Consider the following 18,412-nt stretch of genomic DNA (forward strand, 5'->3'; position numbering starts at 1 on the left):
AGGAGATAAGAAAGATTCATCAACAAATTAACCAGGGATTCGCCATCTCCATTAATGACTCTGCTCCTTCCAACCGTGGTGTTTTATCCACGGTTGTTCATTACTTACTAACTCAAGGAGACTGGTTAAGATGGCTAGAAAACGCAAGAAATTAGCTACATCTAATTGTGATCATTCACTCAATACTAGATGTCCAATATGTTGTGTACTTCCACCACATATATTAGAAAATGTGGCGGTAAATGGTAATGACTTACAACGACGTTGGGCTTTTCATACGTTAAATCTTTCAGCACAACTGCGCGGACGGAGAGATATTGTTGGGAATATCTTCTTAGCTCCTTCTCCTGGACAAAAACAACGTACAGTTTATGATGCAAAAAATGGCTATCAACTACCAGGAGTTATAGCTTGGAATGAAGGTGATCCTCCAAGCAATGATGTAGCAGTTAATGAGGCTGTGAATGCGGCTGGTGCTACTTATGATTTGTTTTATGAGATATTTGAACGCAATTCCATTGATGATAAAGGACTGCGTTTAGACTCAACTGTGCATTATGGCGTGAAATATGAAAACGCCTTTTGGAATGGTGATCAAATGGTTTATGGTGATGGCGATGGCGAACTATTTGACCGCTTCACTAAATGTATTGATGTAATTGCCCATGAATTAACTCATGGTGTGACTCAGTATGAAGCGGGGTTGCAATATTATGGAGAATCAGGCGCATTGAATGAGTCATTTTCTGATGTATTCGGTGCTTTGGTGAAGCAAAGATTCAGAAATCAAACAGCAGAAGCAGCAGACTGGATTATCGGGGAAGGGTTACTGATGCCTAAAGTTAAAGGTATTGGTATTCGTTCCATGAAAGAACCAGGAACAGCCTATGATGACCCAGTATTAGGTAAAGACCCCCAACCAGGTCATGTGAAAGACCAATATTTTGGCTGGTCTGATAATGGTGGTGTACATATCAATTCCGGTATTCCTAACCGGGCTTTTTATCTAGCAGCCACGGCTATTGGTGGTTATGCGTGGGAAAAAGCGGGTAAAATTTGGTATATTGCTCTACGCGATCGCCTGCGTTCTAAAGCCAATTTTCAACAAGCTGCCGATATTACTGTACAGATAGCGAAGGAACTCTACGGAGAAGGTAGCACAGAACATCAAGCCGTAAATCAAGCTTGGCAAGAGGTAGGGGTTTTAGTAGCTGTGTAGAGACAAGAAAAATTGAAATTTAATTTAGGGTGTATTCTACCGTAAAAATAATTCCCGAATGCCTGTGCTACCAATCTCCACAGCTAAAGCCGCCAGCAAAAAACCTAATAGTTGCGTGGCAATTACTGCACCAGCCACACCAATCCATTTATCAATCTGATTAGCTAAACGCAAAATCAACCAAGATATCAGCATCGCCCCCAAAATACCCAACACAACCGCTAGATGAGGACTATGGGATTTAGACATGAACAACATCACCGTTGTGAGTGTACCTGGCCCCGCCAACAAGGGTAAAGCCAATGGGGTAATTGAGACATCACGGCCTTGTCCTGGTTCATGAACGGGTGTATCTAGTTCTCCCCGTAGCATTTGCAACGCGATTAACAGCAGTAATAGTCCCCCAGCCACCCGCAACGAACCCATACTGATTTCTAGGTAAGTCAAAATATATTGACCAGCAAAGGCAAATACCAGTAAGACAGCGATCGCGATTACAATGGCCTTATCAATGATTTTATTTCTTTCCTCCGGTGTTATACCCTGAGTTAAAGCCAAAACCACTGGTACATTGCCTATAGCATCTGCCAACACAAACACAGCAATAAAAGTTTGAATGAGAATAGAAGTATCGAGGGTCATAGTTAATAGTCAATAGTCAATAGTCATTAGTCAATAGTCATTAGTCATTAGTCACTACTCATTACTCATTACTCCTACCTTGTCCCAATCCCCAGTCCCCAGTCCCCAATCCCCAATCCCCCCCTTGCCCCCTCATCCTCTTTGTCGGATATTTAAGTAACGATATATTTGATTATCTATCGCACACAACTACACTGTTTTTTAAGTCTATGAAGTCTTATTTAGCCGCCGCCATTCAAATGACCAGTGTGTCAGATTTGCAAAAGAATTTGGTGCAAGCTGAGGAATTGATTGATCTGGCTGTACGCCGGGGTGCGGAATTGGTGGGTTTACCAGAAAATTTCTCTTTTATGGGAGAGGAAAAGGATAAACTGGCACAAGCAGAAGCGATCGCTCAAGCTAGTGAAGTCTTTATCAAAAAGATGGCGCAACGCTTCCAAATCACTATCTTAGGCGGTAGTTTCCCTGTACCTGTGGGTGATACAGGTAAGGTTTATAACACTACTATTTTGGTTAACCCTAATGGTGAAGAACTCACCCGTTACAATAAGGTACACCTATTTGATGTGAATGTTCCCGATGGGAATACTTACCGTGAATCTAGTACGGTGGTAGCAGGTGAACAACTTCCCCCTGTGCATTACTCGGAAACTTTGGGAAATATTGGTGTGTCTATCTGTTACGATGTGCGGTTTCCTGAACTTTACCGCCATCTTTCTACCAAAGGCGCAGATATAATTTTTGTTCCTGCTGCATTCACAGCTTTTACAGGTAAAGACCACTGGCAGGTATTATTACAAGCAAGAGCAATTGAAAATACTGCTTATGTCATTGCTCCAGCCCAAACAGGCAATAATTACGATCGCCGTCTTACTCATGGACACGCGGTAATTATCGACCCTTGGGGGACAATTTTAGATGATGCTGGTGATAAACCAGGAGTAGCGATCGCCGAAATTAATCCCTCACGCCTAGAACAAGTCCGCAGACAAATGCCTTCTCTACAACACAGAGTGTTTCAATAGTCATTAGTCAATAGTCATTAGTCATTAGTCATTAGTCAATAGTCATTAGTCATTAGTCATTAGTTATTAGGTAGAAGATTCTACCTTGTCTACTTGTCTCTTTTCCCCAATCCCCAGTCCCCAATCCCCAGTCCCCAATCCCCAATCCCTATTCCTGACTAGATTTTGGTGGTGTGATGCCATGCAGTTTAATAAAACTATCAAAGGAGTACCAAGCTAATACGTACCAGGGAATAATTTCCAACTGCAACCCTTTAATGATTAACTGTCTCACCGCCAAAATACTTAGTCCTAACGGAAACAGAAAACGAATATCTACTGCGCCATCTGTGGCTTGTTTAACTCGTTTATTTAAATCCACAACTGCACTGGCTACAGTTGTGGCTGCTTCGGTGTTACCTTCTCCAATTTCGCCAAAAATTACGCCTAAATCTTCTAGTGTTGCTAAGACATCTTCCCAGCTACTATCTGTAGCATCATGCTTAATTACAATACTGCCATGCTGAAGATTTGTTTTTACATCCTGCACATTGGATTTACTTTTTAATGTGTCGGCAATATGTTGCATGGTGTCAGCTTGACGATGAGCATGACCAATCCTCAACCTTAATCTGCCTGGGGTATCACTGATAATTTTAGTAGATATGGGTGTGGATGATTGATTGCAATTGCTGCGGTTTTCAACTGCTGGCATTGTAGTGAGATTCCCATGACTATTTGTTAACATCAAATCACCCTCTGAAAAAATCTAAGTATATGTAGTAGTGTGGCAAGTTTAATATAGGTCTTGTGGTGTAAATTAAATGTCGGTTAGGTAAAGCGCAGCGCAACCCAACATGAATCTCGGAAACTCAATATAGATGTTAGTTTTGGGTTTCCTTGTGTCAACCCAACTTACAATTTCTTGTAACATTTTAGGCGTGTCAGATGTAGGTTGGTTTGAGCAAGGCGAAACCCAACACCGATATCCTTGTTGGGTTTCCTTGCGTCTACCAATTACTAATTACTCGTTGGTAATCTACACGCCATTATCGGCCGCAGTATCAATGGTATTACCAGCAGGTTCAAAAGCTGGGACTTCTTTTGCTTCTGCTAGTTCTGCTTTAGCTTCTGCAACTATGTCTTCCCAAGTTTCGCCGAGTTCAGCAAAAGCACCTTTGCTTTTTTCATAAGCAACGATTCCGCCTTTAATGATTGATTTGGCAATGGGTTTACCCACACCTGCAATGACAGGAAGTAAAACGGGAGCTAGTAAGACTGCGCCAATACCAGCAATGATTCCTGGTGCGCCTGCTTCTTCTACAAAGTCGGTAATTTTAGGCATAATTCATTCCTCCGAATATATTGAAATGGAAAATCTGATTTTGAAAGCCTTCTAGCTTAATCTTGCTAGATTTAGCATCTCATCTCTCTGATGGCAGAGCTTTTTTGGGTGGATGTTTGAGGACTGGACGTAACCCATTGACTCCAGCGACTATGGTTGAGCCATTGTTAATTACTGTTGCGGCTAGGGGGTTCAATCCAAATAACACAGCCATAACTAATGCTCCCAAGTTAGGTATAGCAACAATACCAGTGTTTTGCCGAATGAGTTGCTTGGCTTGACGAGCGATCGCGATCGCTTCTAATAGTCCATGCAAGTTATTCTCCATTAACACTACGTCTGCTGTTTCACGGGCAATTTCGGAACCGTGGGCAAAGGATACAGAAACATCTGCATAGGCTAAGGCTGGGGAATCGTTGATCCCATCCCCTACAAATGCAACTGTTTTACCTTGTTCGTGCAGTTGACGGACTACTGTAGCTTTTTGTTCTGGGAAAGCTTCTGCGTGGGTGTGGCTGGGAGCAATTCCCAATTCGGCGGCGACAGCTTGGGCTGTGCGTTTGTTATCTCCGGTTAACATATGCACCTCCACACCTTCTACATTCATTAGTTGGGAGATGACTTCCCGGCTTTCTGAACGAAGCACATCACTATATCTTATTCTACCCTGAAGTCGTCCATTACTAGCAACATAAATTACAGAGGTGGCTTTCTGTCCGTTGCCGTTGAGTACCTCCATATCAACTTCTTGTTGGCGTAAAAATCTCTCGCTACCCACATAAACTGTCTCACCGTCAATTTCTGCTTTCACACCCAAGCCCAGTTTATAATCCCACTTGCTACGGCTGGGAATCACGACTTTTTGGGCTTCGGCGTAGCGAATGACGGCTTCGGCTACGGGGTGAGTAAGACGTTGTTCGGCTGCGGCGGCAATGGCTAAGATGCGATCGCCTGATATTTCTGGGTTAAAGCTATCTACCGCAATTACCGAAACTTCACCTTGGGTGAGTGTGCCTGTTTTATCAAAGACAATGGTGTCAATTTCTGCTAGTTGTTCTAAGGCGCGACCACTACGGATGAGAATCCCCTGACGGGCGGCGTTACTCAAGGCAGCTAAAACTGTGGTAGGAATGGAGACACGAATCCCCGTACATAAGTCGAGAGTGAGAATACTGGCGACTCTGGCTGGGTTGCGAGTGAGGGCAAACACTAACACACTCAGTAAGAGTGTCGGCACAACCGCGATTTCAGCAATTCTAATCGCATGGTTTTCCATACGCGTATCATGGACAGGAGCTTCCTGCATGAGTTTAATACTCTGTCCGGCGCGGGTGTCACTACCTACCCGTTCCGCCAAGATGTAAACCTGTCCTTCTCGGACTAAGGTGGAGGCAAATACGGACTGTCCTTTGATTTTCAAAATCGGTACAGATTCGCCTGTTAATTTTTGTTCATCAAGCAGGGCTTTACCTTTAATGATGCTGCCATCTACGGGGATTTGTTCCCCAGGATAAACGATGACTGTATCGCCTGCATGGACTTGCTGAATGGGGATCTGCACCTTTTCCCCATTGCGTTCTACCCAAACAAATTGTCCTAGTGAATTGAGTAAATCTAGGGTTTGCATTTTGGAGGAACGGGCGGTGCGATCGCGGATATTTTCGCCAATTTCAATTAAACTCAACATCAAGGATGGTGTGAGAAACTGACCTTGAACGGTAGTCATAGCGATCGCAATAAAGTCCAAAAAGTCGATAGTAAGTTTGCGTTGGGTGACAATTCCGGTTAAGGCTCTCTTGAATACTGGTAATGTAGCTAGGGCGATAGTCCCAGCCGTCAAGAACGATGGGATCGCTACTCCTAAAGGCCCGCCTAAAATCGCTAATCCTGTGGCTAAAACTGATAGTTGCATTCCTGGCCAGGAAGCTTCTTCTTGATCCCCTGGGGTGGCTAATGATTGTTTCGTGCTGATGGGGACAATTCCAGGATCACCAGCTGCCACAATCAGACAACTGAGACGCGATCGCATTTTGGCTTCAGCAACGGCATTGTGTTTATAGACCACAACCAAAGAAGCCGCCGCCGGCTGAATCCGAGTTTTCGTAATTAGAGTATCAGCTTCTAACAAAGCTACCAAACGCTTGGCGTAATCTGTATCGTAGCGCAACCGAGGTACACGCCAGCGTAACCTCCCTGGCACTGCATGAACAATACTATGGGTAACTGGCGCAATCTGCTTTGGGGATACAAACTGAGGCAGATTTGCAACTATTGAGCCATTGAATTGGTTTTGTGTCTGATAGGCAGTGATGGAAGTTACAGCTACTTCTTCCGCCTGCTTCTCTACAACTTCTAGAGACTGATGCACAGGAGGTGACGCTAGTTGTACGGTTGTTTGTGCCATTGATAGATCCTTGATGCGGTAGATAAACTTGGTATTTAGTGGTCTCTTACGGAAAAAAAGGCGATTAATACCCCCAGGCAAAAAAAGTTTTGCCCCTGATTCTCAGCATTAACCCCCATCTCCTCAAGACGGACATAAATGCAGATTTATGATTTTTGACAATGCTGTGGTTTTAGACAGCGATCCCCGTTGAGGGCATCCCAAAACACCCCAAATTTCCTGGGGAGACGGGCATCCTAGCTCTTTTCTGCTCTTGGATAAGCCAGATATCCATCAAACAAGATGGATAATTTATGTTCGGGAAAGTCCTAAATGTCAATTGCTGATTGTTGGATGTTATTTGCTGTATATCTACTGCCACTGAACTAGTCAGTTTGAGGTAATTCCGAGCTAGCAGGCTGAACAGGCGTTGTAGATATTGCGGTATATTTAATTTTCTGTAATGTGTGCAGTGCCGTTTTCTCGGTCGCGGTACAGTATCGGACGCTGACGCAGAATCTTCCATTTTGAGTCCTCCAATTTCTACAGACGAACAAAAGTAATAAAAAACCGCTTTGGTGATTTTCTGGCGACTTGTGACTGTTTACAGTGGTAAATTCGCCATAAAATTCAAAGAATAAGACAGTGCTGAATATTTCATTTCAGCCCACCAACTGGATATATAGACTGTTTGCTTGTCCGTGGTGGTAATATTTTCTGGCTCAGTCATCTGTTGAGTAACTACTGGTTCAGATGTAGCTGGCGTTGACTGCGGTGCTGGTGTGGAAACTTTAGCTGGAGTCGTCTCTAGGGCTGATTCCATGAGACTTACCCAACGAGATACAGCTATTTCTGCGTTAGCTTTGTAAGCTATGGCAATTGATGCTGCATCATGATTGATGCGGACACTCTCGACTACAGGATCAGCTTGCAACAGCTTTTCTAATCTCCGACCATAGGCGCGATCGCTGCTCAATATTGGTATATGAAACCGAATTCTTCCAGGTATTTGATGTATTACACTATAGGTCACTTTTGCTGACCATTTCACCGATTCTCTATCTTTTTTAACAATGGGAGGCTGATTTGAGGCAGGGGGGCTGGGTGCTGGGTGCTGGGGGGAAGATGGAGTGACGCTGCTGGCTTCTGATACGGCTTCTGTATCATCCTGAGCGATACTTTCACCGCTCAATTTATCAGCTAGGCGTGGTTTTAAATAATCAATTACCCTCCGTGCTGCATCGGCGGTAATCATATAAACGGGAATCGAGGCTAAACCACTAATCCCTAATCTGCTGGTGACAGCTAAACCCGCCATTAAAGGAATGAACGATATAGTCTGTTCTTTCCAAAATTCCGCCGATTTCCAAGCTGCAAAGGGGTCGGATACAGGGGAGTCTGGAGTTATCTGAATATTCAGCCTTTGCAATATCCCCAACATTTGCGACAGCGATATTTGTCGCTCATCAAAGCTCACTACCAAGCTGCTGGTGCGCTCATTGATAGTCACGTCTTTGACAGCTGGATACCGTCGTAAGTATGGGACGATGTTTTCACAGTCGGAGCTAAAACTATCGTCAGTCGCTTTGATGCGTATGCGCCCATTTGTTGCGTGTACAACTTGCATACTAGTAGCAGAAAGTATTAATTGTGGCTCTCTCACCACTTTACTGCTATTCGTATTCACTTTTGATTTATTGCTGTGACGCTGAGTTAAGGTTAAGTCAGGGAATCTTGGCAGATACGAATGCGGTCTTAACCTTTCGCGACTAATAACAGTTTGTGCCATTTATTCGATAGCTACACCCAGCTTGAGGTTAACAATAGGTTAAGTATACATTAAAAATTATTGTTGGGTATCATTCTTAAGAATCTTTTTTTCTTATGTATTCGGGACTACATTTTTCTGGTATTCGGCTTCTGTGACAATATCTAAATTAGATTCTACTCGGTCGAGAAAAACAATTCCATTGAGATGGTCGTATTCATGTTGGAATATACGTGCTACAAAATCAGTGAGTTCTAGAGTTTGTAATTTACCATCACGGTCGGTATATTCGACTTGAATTGTTTGATACCGAGGCACTAAACCTCTAAGCCCTGGAACACTGAGACAACCTTCCCAGCCTTTGACAATCTCTGTTGAGTGAGCCACTATCTTGGGATTGATCATTGCGGTTGGTTGCATTTCTGGCGCGTGGGGATACCTGGGGTTAGGACGTGAAGCCACGATAAATAACTGCACTGATTCCGCAACCTGTGGTGCAGCAATGCCGACACCATTAGCGTTGGTAGCAGTAGTAATTAAATCATCAATTAATTTTTGAATACGTGCATCGTGAACATTTTGCACCTCAACCGCTTGCTGACGTAAGGTGGAATCGCCTAATGTGATGATGGGTAATGATTCAGACATAATTAATTTAAAATGCAAAAATTTTAGGTATTGGGCATGGAAGAGGAATTGGGGCAGGGAGCAGGGTGCAGGGGAGAGAAAAATTTCCCCCTTGCTCCCTGCTCCCTGCCCTCTACCTCTGGTTTACCCTTCTCTCTGTATGGGTAACGGTGCTGGTTTGACTGCTATTTGTTCGGTTTGTCCTTCCCGTTCTACTTGGACTTGTAGGGGACTACCGATTTTACTTTCTTCTACTAGCTTCTGTACTTGTTCTACTGTAGTAACTGGTTGATTATTAATGCGTTGGATGACATCTCCGGCTCTGAGTCCTGCACTAGCGGCGGGGGAACGAGGGGCAATTCTGACTAAAAGAACACCTTTATCAGATGTAATGTTAACGCGATCGCCAAATCTCTCATTAATTCTTTCTCGAATTTGCGGTGTCAGCGTTACCATCTGCACGCCCAAATAAGGATGATCTACCCTACCCTTAGTAATTAATTCTTGGGAAATTTTCTCTACCGTTTTAATGGGAATGGCAAATCCCAAACCTTGCGCGCCGCGAATAATTGCTGTATTCATGCCAATTACTTGACCATTGGCATTCAGTAACGGGCCACCGGAGTTCCCAGGATTAATGGCTGCATCTGTTTGCAAGTAGTCCACACGCTTATCACTAGCACCAATATCACTGCTAGAGCGACCGGTAGCACTAATAATCCCAGAAGTCACCGTATTATTCAAACCCAAGGGATTACCAATGGCGATGACGGGTTGTCCTGGTTGTAAGGAGTCTGAGTTGCCTAAAGCGACTGTAGGTAAGTTATTAGCATCAATTTGAATCACAGCCACATCTGTTACAGGGTCTTCGCCCAACACTTTGCCGTCAAAGCTTCTACCATCTTTGAGGGTGACTGTCACCTGATCAGCACCATCGACCACATGAGCATTAGTTAAAATCTGACCGGATTTACTAATAATAAATCCCGAACCGCTACCCCGTTCTACACGTTGTCGTGGTTGTGAGGGAATATTTTCACCAAAAAAGCGACGGAAAAAGGGATCATTAAATTCGTCGGGAACACGAGATGTCACAGTTCTAGCAGAATCAATTCGCACTACTGCACCTCCCACCCTCTGCACAACTTTCACAACAAAGTTAGGATCGCCAGAAGATGCAATGATTGGCGGCGGCGCAGCTTCTGGAGTAGCTTCTGTGTCCGTTTGAGCAGCAATTTGGGCTTGGGAATCATTGGGTTGGCTTTGTATTGTACGACTAGGTAATAGGGAACAGCCTCCCAAAGATACTAGTGCGACCCCACCAAAAAGCATTAACTTTAGACTGTTAATTCTTCTTTGTGCAAACAAACTGCGAATGTTGTACTCTCGTGTTTTCATGTGTCTTTTTGTCTCCGTGTTGGTCTGGGGGTGCTAGGATCTGGCCTAATTGGTATTGCCCAAGATGATTACAACTCAAAAGCTACTTTCAGGTTTAAAGCATTTACAGACGAGATTAATGTTGCTGATATCTTCTATTGTGACGATTAGCGGCAAAGGTGGTAAATGATGGAAATTACTATTGACATTTTATGGAGTCAGGTACTAGAACGCTTACAAATAGAATTATCCCGCCCCACTTTTGAAACTTGGATTAAAACTGCTCATGCAGAAAGATTAGAAAACAATTGTTTATTTATCGTTACACCTAATCCTTTTGCCCGGAATTGGTTACAAAAGTATTACATCAATACTATTGCCCATGTCGTTCAGGATATTTTGGGTTATTCCGTAGAAATTTATATCAAAGTGGCTCAAAGTGATGTGGTTGAGGAACTGGGGGAATCAGGAGTGATGTGGGAATTACCAACCCCAAATCCTATGCTGGAAACTGGACACAAAAAAAGACAGCCCACTGATTTAAATGCTAAGTATGTATTTTCTCGCTTTGTGGTGGGTGCAAATAATCGCATGGCTCATGCGGCTTCTTTAGCGGTGGCGGAATCACCAGGGCGGGAGTTTAATCCTTTATTTTTGTGCGGTGGTGTAGGTTTAGGCAAGACTCATCTGATGCAGGCGATTGGACATTATCGCTTAGAGATTTGCCATGATTCTAAGATATTTTATGTGTCTACAGAACAGTTTACTAATGATTTAATTACGGCGATTCGCAATGATAGTATGCAGAGTTTCCGAGAGCATTATCGGGCGGCGGATGTCTTGTTAGTGGATGATATTCAGTTTATTGAGGGGAAAGAATACACCCAAGAGGAATTTTTCCACACTTTTAACACTTTACATGAGGCGGGTAAGCAAGTTGTGATTGCCTCTGACCGTCCCCCTAATCAAATTCCCCGCTTACAAGAACGTCTTTGTTCACGCTTTTCGATGGGGTTGATTGCGGATATTCAGTCTCCCGATTTAGAAACAAGAATGGCGATTCTGCAAAAGAAGGCGGAATACGAAAATATTAGATTACCCCGTGATGTGATTGAATATATTGCCGTGAATTATACTTCTAACATTCGGGAGTTAGAAGGGGCTTTAACTAGAGCATTAGCTTATATTTCTATTTGGGGTTTACCAATGACGGTAGAAAATATTGCCCCTGTTTTAGTGACTCCCACGGAAAAATTTGCGGCGACACCAGAGGCGATTTTACAGGTAATCGCGGAAAATTTTGATCTCTCTATTGAAGAGTTGAAAGGTAATTCCCGCCGCCGAGAAATTAGCTGGGCGCGGCAAATTGGGATGTATTTGATGCGGCAGCATACTGATTTAAGTTTCCCCAGAATTGGTGAGGAGTTTGGGGGGAAAGACCATACAACTGTGTTATATAGTTGTGAAAAAATTACTCAGTTGCGGGATAGCGATCGCTCTCTCTCACAAACTCTGAAAAAATTGAGCGATCGCATTAATATGACTAGTGCTTCTCAACGCAAATAAATACTAAAAGTTTTCCACAAGCATTACTCTTTTCACTCTCTAAAATTACTCTAAAATGTTAAGTATTGTATAAAAATAGATTAATATCAAATATTTTCTGTGGAAAAATCACCTGTTTTTGTGGAAAACTTGATCAAGTATAATTGCTCTGTGGAAAAATCTGAGGTTTTTTCCACAAGTTTTCCACAGATATAAGTTTCATAGATATAATCAACGACTGCTTGCAGCTAAGTTTTCCACAGTTTCCACAATGTTTAATCAGCTTTGCTGCACAAAAAAGTGTGAATAGGAAATTGGGAATAAAAGTGTACCTGGCTGCGGAGAAATCAAATATGAGTCCTATACTTGTTTTCGTACTGTCCTGGTAAAAGATGAAAATGATACGATAAGACTCCTGTTTGATTTTTAAAATCACTCAATCCCCAATCCCCAATCCCTAGTACCCAATTTCCCAACCATGAAATTAGTTTGCTCCCAAAGTGACCTGAGTGCGAATCTTTCCCTTGTCAGTCGTGCTGTACCTTCTAGACCGACTCATCCCATACTAGCCAACGTGCTACTACAAGCAGATGCTCAAAACAATCAGGTGAGCCTGACTGCTTTTGACCTCAGTTTAGGAATTCGCACTAGCTTTAATGCAGAGGTTTGGCAAGAGGGAGCGATCGCACTGCCGGCTAAGTTATTAGTAGATATTACCTCTCGTTTACCAGAGGGAGAAATCACCCTCGATGATGAATCTACGGATAGTAACACCACAGGAGAGGGTTTAGTTGTCACCCTCACCCCCAAAAGTGGACAATATCAATTACGGGCGATGGGTGCAGAAGAGTTTCCCGAATTACCCCTAATTGAAAATACTGAAGCTATTTATATCAGTGCTACGGCATTAATCGAAGGTTTGCGGGGTTCTTTATTCGCCACAAGTGCGGATGAAACTAAACAAGTCCTAACAGGAGTGCATTTAACAGTTAAACAAGACACCTTAGAATTTGCTGCGACTGATGGACACCGCCTAGCAGTGGTAGAAACCACCAATGAACGTCCTTTAGAAGAGCATGAACAGCAATTAGAAGTCACAGTTCCCGCCAGAGCCTTGCGCGAACTAGAGCGAATGTTAGCGCATAATGCCGCTTCTGATGAACCAATAGCCCTATACTTAGACCAAGGTCAGGTAGTGTTTGCATGGGCTAATCAACGCCTCACTAGTCGTACCTTAGAAGGTCAGTATCCTGCTTATCGTCAACTCATTCCCCGACAATTTGAACGGCAAGTGACAATAGAACGCCGTCAATTTTTAAGTACATTAGAAAGAATTGCTGTATTAGCAGATCAAAAAAATAATATTGTCAAACTCAGTATAGATGCTAACGAGCAGAAACTAACTCTGTCTTGTGAAGCGCAAGAAATGGGTAGTGGTAGAGAGTCCATGCCGGCTCAAATTACCGGCACAGATATAGATATTGCCTTTAACGTTAAGTATTTAATGGAAGGTTTAAAGGCTCTGTCAGCTTCAGAAATTCAAATGCACTTAAATCAAGAATTAACTCCAGTGATTTTTACGCCGTTAGGCGGTTTTAAGATGACTTATTTAGCCATGCCAATTCAATTGAGAAATTAATACTGCCAGTGATGGGTTAAAACTTGTAGTAAGGACTTAAATCCTTACTATGAACTGAATTGTTTGATGGGGATGGCAATCAGAAATTCTGTGCCTACACCTAGTTGCGAATCACATTCAAACACACCACCATGTTTATCTACAACAATTCCGTAACTAATTGATAATCCTAAACCAGTACCTTTACCTACAGGCTTAGTAGTAAAAAATGGATCACAGATTCTATTTCTAAAATTTTCGGGGATACCTGGGCCGTTATCGATAATTTGAATAACAACACTTTTAGTATTGTCTGCTAACTCGCCCATACTAGTACGGATGATAATTTGATGTTGATAATTTTCGGATGGCGATCGCCTGTAATCCTCTAAAGCATCGATGGCGTTACTCAAAACATTCATAAATACTTGATTCATCTGTCCGGCATAGCACTCTACCAAGGGAATATCGTTATACTCTTTGATGATACTAATCGCGGGAATATCTGATTTAGCTTTCAGACGGTGCTGTAAAATTAACAAGGTACTGTCTATACCTTCGTGAATCTTCACAGCTTTCATTTCTGCTTCATCCAGGCGAGAGAAATTCCGTAAAGACATGACAATTTGACGGATGCGTTCTACGCCTATTTGCATAGAACCTAAAGTTTTGGGCAAATCCTCTGCTAAAAATTCTAAATCTATCTTTGCTGCTAAATTTTGAATCGCTTCATTCTCTACAGAAAACTCCTGCTGATAAAGCTCCAACATTCTTAACAAATCTGTCGCATATTCGCTCACATGAGAGAGATTGCCATAAATAAAGTTAACCGGATTATTAATTTCGTGGGCAATCCCTGCTACCAACTGTCCCAAGGAAGACATTTTTTCAGTTTGAATTAGTTGGCTTTGAGTTTGTTGTAAATGATGTAGTGCTTGAGTTAACTTTTGGGTTTGTTGTTGTGTTTGGTTCAGGAGTTCGGCCTGTTGTAGTGCTACTCCTAATTGGGCGGCAATTTGGGTGATGAAATTAACTTCTGAAGTTTTCCATTGTCGGGGGGTTGAGTGTTGATATGTGGCTAACAAGCCCCAAAGTTTTTGTCCTACAAAAATAGGGGCGAGAACAAAACCCTTAATATGATAACTTTCTAAAACATTAACATGACATCGGTCAAATCCCATTTGATGAATGTCATTAACCGTAAATGTTTGATTATGACGATATCTTCCACCTTCGGTTTTTTGTAAGTAAGTATCATTCCAAACTGAATTCACACCAAGTTTAGATTTATATGACCAGTGTGAATTGACTGCTTCAAAATCACCGACGAATTCACCACCCCATTCAGCATTAAAACGATAAACTGAAACGCGATCTGCTTTGATCAACTGACAGACTTCTTCCGTGGTAATTTTAAAGATGGTTTCAGTATCTAGAGATTCCCTAATTTTAGTAATGACACTGAATACAGCCTGTTGTTGTTCTGCGGTTTCTTGCAGTTCTAGAGTGCGTTTAGCAACTTGTTGTTCCAAGTTTTCATTAAAGGCTTGCACCTGTTGATATAGTTCATATTGCTGAATTGCAGCAGCAAAATGTTTACCTAGTGCTTGCGCTAGTTCTATATCTTCATTTGTCCAAGCTTGGGCTTGTCCTTTTTTGCACTCCCGCCATAACTCAAATGATAAACGAGGGTAAAGTTGTCTTTGATCAGGATCATGTTGACCAGCCCAAAGAGTTTCGGTGTCTATATCTTGGCGGAAAATACTTAAATAACCTAATAATTGTTGCCGATATTCTAGGGGAATGATCAAAACGCTACGAATCTGAGTCCCTTGAAAAGCAGGTTGTAAACTTTGCCAAGCAGGAGTTTGATAGATATCGGAAATTGCCCAAACGCGATAATCATGGAATTTATAGTGTTCCTGCCAAGCACTATACTGCTCTACGAGAGGATAGATTGTGGGTTGGGTAATTATGGGTTGTTGACCGCAAGTATAAAGTTGGACACAATCCCCACCAGGAATTAAACATTCACTTAAACTTTTTTGATGACCATTTTGCAGGTCAAAAGCTTGGTTTTTTAGACACAGACGACCACCAACACCATGAAAAGCTTGCACTGCCGCTTCTAAAGCTGGTTGTAAAACAATGGTAGGTAAGGAGTGTAGTAGGGTGGCAATGTGGTTGATGATGGCTTCCCGTTGGGCTTTGGCGCGGGCTTGGGTGAGGAGTTCACTTTGGGCGATCGCCACAGATAATTGATCTACAACCATCTGCATAGCCGCTAATTCCTCTTTTGAGATTTCGCGGGCTTCAGAGTGATGGGATACCAATAACCCCCAGACTGTATCTTGATGGATAATCGGCGCAACCACCGAAGATTTCACACCCATTGCTCTTAAATACTTTATATGGCAAGGATCTACGGGTCGATAGCGAATTTCTTCAGAAATTTGTTCTCCTGTTTCTGAGTTGTATAAACCACTTTGACCAATTTCCCCAGTTTCAACATTAACTGCACAACGCACTTTAGATTTGAGAAACAATTCTCTAGCTTCACGGGGAATATCATCGGCAGGAAAATTTAAACCTAGCAGTGAAGGTAGACGATGTTCATAAATTGATTCCGCAATAACTTGACCGCTACCATCTACATGAAATTTATAAATCATTACTCGGTCAGTTCCTAGCAAGGAACGTACCTCCGCCGTTGTTGCTGTGATGATATCTTCTAACTCTAAAGACTGACGAATCCGAGTTGTAATCCGACGTAGTACGCTTTCTTGATCAAGGTTGACCTGTAAGTTAGCTTTAGCGATCAAAGACATTGCTTTTATTTAAATTAATGTCAGAATTTTTTGTGATTTTTATAAATCTAAAAATATTGTGAATTTTATTTAATAAGCTTGTCTACGGTGAAACCACGGTCAAAATTTTATTGATTTATTTATATGTCTTTACATTAGTTTATATTTTAAAAATATGAATAATTTTTATTTAGTAAGTTGATTAATTCAGCAAGATTTTTTCATCAAAAAATATAAGAATGAGCCATCAAATATTACTCTGAAAATAGACTAAATATAGCTTTTATCGGTTATTGATGACGTAAAATCGCTGAATATACGGCTTTTTGATTGTGTAACTCTACCATCCACTACTAAAAACAATATCCCCGATTTCTCGAAAGAAATCAGGGATTTAAAAGTATCAAAGATTACGATGATTAAGCTTTGGCAATATCAGCGAAACGAATTTTCAAGTAGTCTTCTTCCATTTTCGCGCCTGCGGGTTGGAGTGCGGCTAAAGCTTGAGGTAATACCAAATTACGCCGATGATTACCAATAGTAATGTTTAATTCATCACCTGTTTTACTGAGTTGAATTTGATTTTTAGGTATTCCAGGTAAGTACAATTCTAAGCTGTATTGATTTTGTTCCTGCACTACTCTAACGGTGGTTTCTTTGTAATATACCTGGGTAGGATCTTCATCTTTGTAGAGAGTTTCTTTTAACCGTTCTAAGGCAGCTAAACCACACATTTCTTCAGAAAATAGAGGCACTTCCTTCACTGGTAGGGGCAGAAAGTTATCATGAATTTCTTGACGATATTCCTCTTGATTTTGTTTCCATCGTTGGAAAAATGGATCTTGCACTTCAGCCGGGATAATGCGATTAGCTACAACTAAATCAGTAGCGACATTATATAGGCTCAAATAGGCATGGGCGCGTAGAGATTCTTTAATTACCATTTTTTCGGGATTGGTAATTAAGCGGACTGAAGTTTGCGTATTATCTGTTAATACCTTTTCCAAAGCTTCAATCTGTTCATAAAACTCATAAGGTGCATCCATTACCTCTTTGTCTGGTAAGGAAAACCCTGCAATGGGTTTAAAAATCGGTTCAACTAGGGGGCGCAATGCGACAGAGATGTTTTGAAATGGTTTGTAAAAACGTCGCATATACCAGCCACCAACCTCTGGTAGACTCAGCAGTCGTAATGCTGTACCGGTGGGTGCAGAGTCGATGATTAAGACATCATACTCGCCTTCATCGTAGTGGCGTTTCATTCTGACTAAGCCAAAAATTTCGTCCATCCCTGGTAGAATAGCTAATTCTTCGGCTTGTACTCCTTCTAAACCTCTAGCCTGTAAAACTTGGGTGATATATCGCTTAACTGCACCCCAGTTACCCTCTAGTTCTTGTAGTGCGTCTAATTCTGCACCCCATAAGTTAGGGCGAATTTGTCGGGGTGCGTGTCCTAGTTCTAAATCAAAACTATCAGCTAATGAGTGGGCAGGGTCGGTACTCAAAACCAGTGTACGATATCCTAATTCTGCACAACGGAGTCCAGTCGCCGCCGCAACCGAAGTTTTACCCACGCCGCCTTTACCTGTCATTAAAATTACTCGCATGGATGATTCTGCCCTGCCTGAGAATTGTTTACATTTGTTTACCTTACTTCTATTATCAATGGTTTTGGGGCTGGGGGCATGGGGTATTCTGATGGGTTTAGGGGTGTAAGGGTTTAGGGGTGTGGGGGTGTAAGGGTTATTGTAAGTATTTTTTCCCTAATCCTTGTTTCCTTGTAATAGCTGATCTAGTTTATTTTCGATGTCTGAGAGTTTTTTGAGGATGGTGGGGCGATCGCCATCTCCTGAGAGTAATATTTTTAATATGCCTTCTTGTACTTGCGTTAATTTTTCTACGGCTTTTTGCAGTTGAATCATTCCTTCGCGGAGTTCTTGACGTTCTTCTCTGGTGTCTGCCATATCATCTAACATAGCTTGGATGGTTTTAGCGTTAGTTTCGATGAGTTGTTTCAGTTCTTTATCAGCCATAGCGATCGCTCTTTTGGGTTCAGTATATGATTTCTTTTGTTGAA

At 42.1% G+C, this 18,412-nt stretch carries 14 protein-coding genes; 4 read left to right on the forward strand and 10 right to left on the reverse strand.

Annotated elements, in window-relative coordinates; all coding sequences use genetic code 11:
• Positions 1–130: 130 nt before the first annotated feature.
• Positions 131–1,219 carry a M4 family metallopeptidase gene (locus ACQFX9_RS08110; RefSeq protein WP_427161504.1) on the forward strand — a complete coding sequence of 363 codons (1,089 nt, stop codon included), beginning with the start codon at positions 131–133 and terminating at the stop codon, positions 1,217–1,219.
• A 36-nt stretch (positions 1,220–1,255) separates the two neighbouring features.
• Here the strand turns inward: ACQFX9_RS08110 and ACQFX9_RS08115 are convergent, their stop codons facing one another.
• Positions 1,256–1,861 (reverse strand): MarC family protein, encoded by a 606-nt coding sequence (locus ACQFX9_RS08115; RefSeq protein WP_427161505.1) that lies wholly within the window; start codon positions 1,859–1,861, stop codon positions 1,256–1,258.
• A gap of 209 nt (positions 1,862–2,070) precedes the next feature.
• Between ACQFX9_RS08115 and ACQFX9_RS08120 the strand changes: the two genes are divergently transcribed.
• A complete protein-coding gene (locus ACQFX9_RS08120) occupies positions 2,071–2,886 on the forward strand; it encodes a carbon-nitrogen hydrolase family protein (RefSeq protein WP_427161506.1) in 816 nt (271 codons plus the stop codon).
• Positions 2,887–3,034: 148 nt separating this feature from the next.
• Here ACQFX9_RS08120 and ACQFX9_RS08125 read toward each other — a convergent pair whose 3' ends face one another.
• From ACQFX9_RS08125 to ACQFX9_RS08150, 6 genes are all read right to left on the reverse strand, one after another.
• Positions 3,035–3,613 carry an HMA2 domain-containing protein gene (locus tag ACQFX9_RS08125; RefSeq protein ID WP_427161507.1) on the reverse strand — a complete coding sequence of 193 codons (579 nt, stop codon included), beginning with the start codon at positions 3,611–3,613 and terminating at the stop codon, positions 3,035–3,037.
• Positions 3,614–3,904: 291 nt separating this feature from the next.
• Positions 3,905–4,210, reverse strand: coding sequence for a DUF5132 domain-containing protein (locus ACQFX9_RS08130; protein WP_427161508.1), 306 nt, complete (start codon positions 4,208–4,210; stop codon positions 3,905–3,907).
• Between the two features lie 79 nt (positions 4,211–4,289).
• Positions 4,290–6,614 carry a heavy metal translocating P-type ATPase gene (locus ACQFX9_RS08135; RefSeq protein WP_427161509.1) on the reverse strand — a complete coding sequence of 775 codons (2,325 nt, stop codon included), beginning with the start codon at positions 6,612–6,614 and terminating at the stop codon, positions 4,290–4,292.
• Positions 6,615–7,197: 583 nt separating this feature from the next.
• The gene (locus ACQFX9_RS08140; protein ID WP_427161510.1) at positions 7,198–8,382 is read right to left on the reverse strand and encodes an HMA2 domain-containing protein; all 1,185 of its coding nucleotides are present in this window, start codon (positions 8,380–8,382) and stop codon (positions 7,198–7,200) included.
• A gap of 93 nt (positions 8,383–8,475) precedes the next feature.
• The gene (gene def, locus ACQFX9_RS08145; RefSeq protein ID WP_427161512.1) at positions 8,476–9,009 is read right to left on the reverse strand and encodes a peptide deformylase; all 534 of its coding nucleotides are present in this window, start codon (positions 9,007–9,009) and stop codon (positions 8,476–8,478) included.
• A gap of 123 nt (positions 9,010–9,132) precedes the next feature.
• Positions 9,133–10,386 (reverse strand): HhoA/HhoB/HtrA family serine endopeptidase, encoded by a 1,254-nt coding sequence (locus tag ACQFX9_RS08150; protein WP_427161513.1) that lies wholly within the window; start codon positions 10,384–10,386, stop codon positions 9,133–9,135.
• Between the two features lie 168 nt (positions 10,387–10,554).
• Between ACQFX9_RS08150 and dnaA the strand changes: the two genes are divergently transcribed.
• Complete coding sequence (gene dnaA, locus ACQFX9_RS08155; RefSeq protein WP_427162834.1) at positions 10,555–11,931, forward strand: chromosomal replication initiator protein DnaA; 1,377 nt, start codon at positions 10,555–10,557, stop codon at positions 11,929–11,931.
• A 457-nt stretch (positions 11,932–12,388) separates the two neighbouring features.
• Positions 12,389–13,549 carry a DNA polymerase III subunit beta gene (gene dnaN, locus ACQFX9_RS08160; RefSeq protein ID WP_427161514.1) on the forward strand — a complete coding sequence of 387 codons (1,161 nt, stop codon included), beginning with the start codon at positions 12,389–12,391 and terminating at the stop codon, positions 13,547–13,549.
• Positions 13,550–13,596: 47 nt separating this feature from the next.
• Here the strand turns inward: dnaN and ACQFX9_RS08165 are convergent, their stop codons facing one another.
• From ACQFX9_RS08165 to ACQFX9_RS08175, 3 genes are all read right to left on the reverse strand, one after another.
• On the reverse strand, positions 13,597–16,356 hold the full coding sequence (locus ACQFX9_RS08165; RefSeq protein WP_427161515.1) for a GAF domain-containing sensor histidine kinase: 2,760 nt from the start codon (positions 16,354–16,356) through the stop codon (positions 13,597–13,599).
• Positions 16,357–16,754: 398 nt separating this feature from the next.
• Positions 16,755–17,942 carry a TRC40/GET3/ArsA family transport-energizing ATPase gene (locus tag ACQFX9_RS08170; RefSeq protein WP_427161517.1) on the reverse strand — a complete coding sequence of 396 codons (1,188 nt, stop codon included), beginning with the start codon at positions 17,940–17,942 and terminating at the stop codon, positions 16,755–16,757.
• Positions 17,943–18,098: 156 nt separating this feature from the next.
• Positions 18,099–18,368, reverse strand: a complete 270-nt coding sequence (locus tag ACQFX9_RS08175) for a hypothetical protein (protein ID WP_427161519.1) — start codon at positions 18,366–18,368, stop codon at positions 18,099–18,101.
• Positions 18,369–18,412 lie beyond the last annotated feature (44 nt).

The organism is Aliinostoc sp. HNIBRCY26, from assembly GCF_050235535.1.
Taxonomy (GTDB): domain Bacteria; phylum Cyanobacteriota; class Cyanobacteriia; order Cyanobacteriales; family Nostocaceae; genus Trichormus.